At 61.3% G+C, this 3969-nt stretch carries 5 protein-coding genes; all 5 read right to left on the minus strand.

Annotation, left to right across the window (positions count from 1 at the left end; genetic code table 11):
* Window positions 1-260 precede the first annotated feature (260 nt).
* Window positions 261-707 carry an Hsp20 family protein gene (locus AC07OF_RS25785; protein WP_038608656.1) on the minus strand — a complete coding sequence of 149 codons (447 nt, stop codon included), beginning with the start codon at window positions 705-707 and terminating at the stop codon, window positions 261-263.
* A 115-nt stretch (window positions 708-822) separates the two neighbouring features.
* On the minus strand, window positions 823-1782 hold the full coding sequence (locus AC07OF_RS25790) for a tRNA dihydrouridine synthase (protein WP_038608654.1): 960 nt from the start codon (window positions 1780-1782) through the stop codon (window positions 823-825).
* A gap of 49 nt (window positions 1783-1831) precedes the next feature.
* Window positions 1832-2272 carry an acyl-CoA thioesterase gene (locus AC07OF_RS25795; RefSeq protein WP_191834022.1) on the minus strand — a complete coding sequence of 147 codons (441 nt, stop codon included), beginning with the start codon at window positions 2270-2272 and terminating at the stop codon, window positions 1832-1834.
* A 44-nt stretch (window positions 2273-2316) separates the two neighbouring features.
* Complete coding sequence (locus AC07OF_RS25800; RefSeq protein WP_157191748.1) at window positions 2317-3150, minus strand: alpha/beta fold hydrolase; 834 nt, start codon at window positions 3148-3150, stop codon at window positions 2317-2319.
* A gap of 27 nt (window positions 3151-3177) precedes the next feature.
* Window positions 3178-3717 carry a TetR/AcrR family transcriptional regulator gene (locus AC07OF_RS25805; RefSeq protein WP_157191747.1) on the minus strand — a complete coding sequence of 180 codons (540 nt, stop codon included), beginning with the start codon at window positions 3715-3717 and terminating at the stop codon, window positions 3178-3180.
* Window positions 3718-3969 lie beyond the last annotated feature (252 nt).

A 3969-nucleotide genomic window follows, 5' to 3' on the forward strand; every position in this document is an offset into this window, starting at 1 on the left:
CGAAGTTGCGAAGCGTAGAGTTGCTTGCAACTCGTAGCTCGCAATGCCCCGTAGCGACACCGGAAGGAGGGAACCCGGAGCGCAGCGTAGGGCCCCTGGTGGGGCGAGACCTTTGCTTACTTTGGGGCGTTTGCCAAAGTAAGCCGCCGTAAGGGCGGAAAGGTGAATCAGCGCCACCCTGGCAAATGGATATGCCCACAACCAGAAACGCCAATAAAAAAGGGCACCCGAAGGTGCCCTCTTTCACAGCATCACCACACTCAGTTCAGCGCAGGCTTGCTATCCCCATTGATCGGGATGCGCTTGGCCTTGGCTTCTTCCGGCACAATCCGCAGCAAGTCGATGCTGAGCAGGCCGTTGGCCAAACCAGCAGCCTTGACCTCGATATGGTCAGCCAGGCGGAACGACAACTTGAACGCCCGCTGGGCAATGCCCTGATGCAGATAGGTAACGCTTTCGGCGTTGCTGTCACGCTTGCCGCCAGTGACGGTCAACACACCTTTTTCCACTTGCAGATCAAGATCCTGCTCCTGGAAACCGGCTGCAGCAACGACGATTCGATAGTGGTCTTCGCCATGTTTTTCAACGTTGTAGGGAGGGTAGCTGCTACCCGCCTCATTACGCGCCGCGGATTCGAACAGGTCATTGAAACGGTCGAAGCCTACGGAATGACGGAACAGTGGAGCCAGAGAAAAAGCAGTAGTCATGATACATCTCCTGAAAATCAGCGAGGTTGTGTAGTAGCGCGACCCGACTTCGGCATCGCGTACTCCTTAGATAAGGACCCTCGCCTGCTTTTCAAGCAACCCTGCGAAAATTTTTTCAGGCCGCCGCACTGACCGGTATACCGATCAACTGGCCGACGCGATCGCAGTCGGTTTCCCGGCGCAACTCGGTGAACAATGCCACGGCTTCAGGATAAGTGCGGGTCAGCATCGCCACCCATTGTTTCAAGCGTCCCGGCGCCTGACGCGGGGTCATCTGCGCCCGGGCCTGGCCCCAGAAGTCCTGGATCAGCGGCAGCAGGCTCTGCCAGTCCATCGGCACGAACGCTACGCCATCGCGCTCCGCGGCAATCTGCCGGGCCAGGTCCGGACGTGATACCAGCCCGCGGCCGAGCATGATGTCCTCGACGCCACTGACTTCACGGCAGCGCCGCCAGTCATCCAGGGTCCAGACCTCACCATTGGCGTACACCGGCACCTTGACCACATCCTGCACCTTCGCCACCCACTCCCAATGGGCCGGCGGCTTGTAGCCATCAACCTTGGTCCGCGCATGTACCACCAACTGCTCGGCACCGCCCTCGGCCAAGGCCAACGCACAGTCCAGGGCACCGTCGGGGCTGTCGAAGCCCAGGCGCATCTTGGCGGTCACCGGAATATGCGCAGGCACGGCGCGGCGCACCTCACGAAGGATGGCGTGAAGCAGTTCCGGCTCCTTGAGCAGCACTGCCCCGCCTCGGGACTTGTTCACGGTCTTGGCCGGGCAACCGAAGTTCAGGTCGATCACCGGCGCGCCCAGCTCGCAGGCCAGCACTGCGTTTTCTGCCAGGCACACGGGATCGGAACCGAGCAGTTGCACGCGCAAAGGCACCCCAGCCGCAGTTTGCGCGCCCTGGCTCAACTCAGGTGCCAGCTTGTCGAAGGTAGCCGCAGGCAACAACCGGTCGCAGACGCGAATGAACTCGGTGACACACCAGTCGATGCCGCCCACCTGGGTCAGTACGTCACGAAGGATGTTGTCGACCAGCCCCTCCATCGGGGCCAGGGCAATTTGCATGGGTTGCATCTCGAGCGAAAAAGGCCGGCAGTCTAGCAAAATCCGCGGACTACAGTGTTCCGGCCATCAGCGCCGGCCCATAGCCGTCGATAAATTCGCTCGGCATGCGCTTGGGCCGCCCTGTGGATAACTCGATGCAGACGAAGGTGGTTTGCGCACGCAGCAACGTAGTGCCATCACTGGGCCGCACCAACTGGAAGCGCCGGGTCATCTTCAGGCGCTGATCCCAGTCGACGATCCAGGTCGCCAACTGCAACTCGTCGTCTTCATAGGCGGCCGCCAGGTAGTCGATCTCATGACGCACCACGGCCATCGCCCGGTCCAGGCGCCGGTACTCGGCCAGGTCCAGCCCCAGACGCTGGGAATGGCGCCAGGCACAGCGCTCCAGCCAGGTGACGTAGACCGCATTATTGGCGTGGCCGAGGCCATCGATATCGTCGGCAGCGACGCGCAGATCAATCGTGAACGGTGTTGCCAGATCCCAACTCATGCCCGCTCCAGGTCTGTGATGAACGGGCAGAGTGTAACGGATGCTCAGGCCGATTGCCGCGCCGGTACAAGACGACGCGTCAGCAGTGCCATGACGCCGTCGATCAATTTTGGATCGGACAGTACGCGCTGATGACCGCCATCGGGCAGCATCAACAGGCGACTGTCGAACCAGGCCCGATGAATCGCCTGAGCCTCGCTGGCCGGTACCAGACTATCGTCTTCGGCGTGGGCGATCAGCGCCGGGATTTCCAGTTGATAGCCGCCGACATCCAGGCGTCCGATCGGAATACCGACATCCCGTTCGATCTGGCGCACAAAAGCCGCCCGCGCACGGGTCGGCATGCCCAGGTGGTTGGCGAAACGACGCAACACCCCCAGCAACTGCGCCGGCGCAGCAACACTCACCGCCGCCTCAGCACGCAACCCCCACTGCAGGGCGAGCATGACACTGGAGCCACCCATGGAATGACCGATGACCGCATGCAACGGCGGCAATTCGGCGGCGGCTTCAAGCAGCGCCCGGGCGAACAGCACGACATGCGCCTGATTACCCGGCGAATGACCATGGGCCGGCCCTTCCAGGGCCACGGCGGTGTAGCCGGACTGCACCAGGGTATCGATCAGGTGTGCGAACTGGGTCGGACGCCCTTCCCAACCGTGCATCAACAAGACCGTCGGCCCCTGCCCCCAGCGCAGCGCCGACAAACCGAAGCGCAACGTTATGCGCTCGGCGCGGGCCAGCAGCGGCAATTCCCACTCACGCGGCGGCAGGTTGCGCGGGGTCATGAAGGCACGGCGCATCTTGCCCGCAACATGTTCTGGCGCCAGCCGTCCGAGGGTGCCGTTGACGCTACGAATCCAGCTCAAGGTATTCATCGCTTCGCTCCGGTGGGTGTCGCTCGATCAGACCACCGCCGATTTGGCGGCACGCAGGATACGGTCAGACAGCTCGTCTGTGCCTAGCGCACGGGCCAAGGCCAGACCACCGACCATCAACGCCAGGTCGGCGAGGACCTTGTCGGCCTCTTCAGGGCTGTCAGCAAGATTGGCCATCATCAATTCAATGTGTTCGCCCAACACCTGACGGAAGGTATCCGGCAGCCGCGCCATCTCACCCAGGGAGTTGGGCAGCGGGCAGGCACGCTCGGTGGCATCACGGTGCTTGCGCGACAAGTAGAAAGCGGCAACCAGGGCACGTCGCTCCTGGCCGCTCATGTTCGGATCGACCTCGGCAAGCAACGCCCGACGCTCGGCGAGCAGCTGGCTGAAGGCCTCGAGCATCAGCGCATCCTTGCTGTCGAAGTGCGCGTAGAAGCCCCCTACCGTAAGCCCGGCAGCACCCATAACCTGGTTGACGCTGGGTTCGGCCGGACCGTGCTGGATCAGTGCGCTGCAGGCGGCATCAAGAATCCGTTCACGGGTTTTCGCCTTTTTGTCGTTCATGACTTGCCTCCGAATATTATGAGTGGAATATTATTCTCATAATATTTTTCTGCAAGCACTTTCCCCTGCCGCTTGTCGCACAGAGGAAGAAGAAGGGAGAGGAGAACTTTTTTCGAGACAAAAACAAAAGGCTCATTCAATAATCGAATGAGCCTTGAAATCCCACAAAGTGGGTAAAATGGCGTCCCCTAGGGGACTCGAACCCCTGTTACCGCCGTGAAAGGGCGGTGTCCTAGGCCACTAGACGAAGGG

It is taken from the genome of Pseudomonas sp. GW821-FHT10B02 (genome assembly GCF_059415665.1).

Coding starts and splice junctions, on each gene's coding strand:
- AC07OF_RS25795 (WP_191834022.1), bottom strand. CDS start 2,272: ATGAGTTGGGATCTGGCAACACCGTTCACGATTGATCTGCGCGTCGCT.
- AC07OF_RS25805 (WP_157191747.1), bottom strand. CDS start 3,717: ATGAACGACAAAAAGGCGAAAACCCGTGAACGGATTCTTGATGCCGCC.
- AC07OF_RS25785 (WP_038608656.1), bottom strand. CDS start 707: ATGACTACTGCTTTTTCTCTGGCTCCACTGTTCCGTCATTCCGTAGGC.
- AC07OF_RS25790 (WP_038608654.1), bottom strand. CDS start 1,782: ATGCAAATTGCCCTGGCCCCGATGGAGGGGCTGGTCGACAACATCCTT.
- AC07OF_RS25800 (WP_157191748.1), bottom strand. CDS start 3,150: ATGAATACCTTGAGCTGGATTCGTAGCGTCAACGGCACCCTCGGACGG.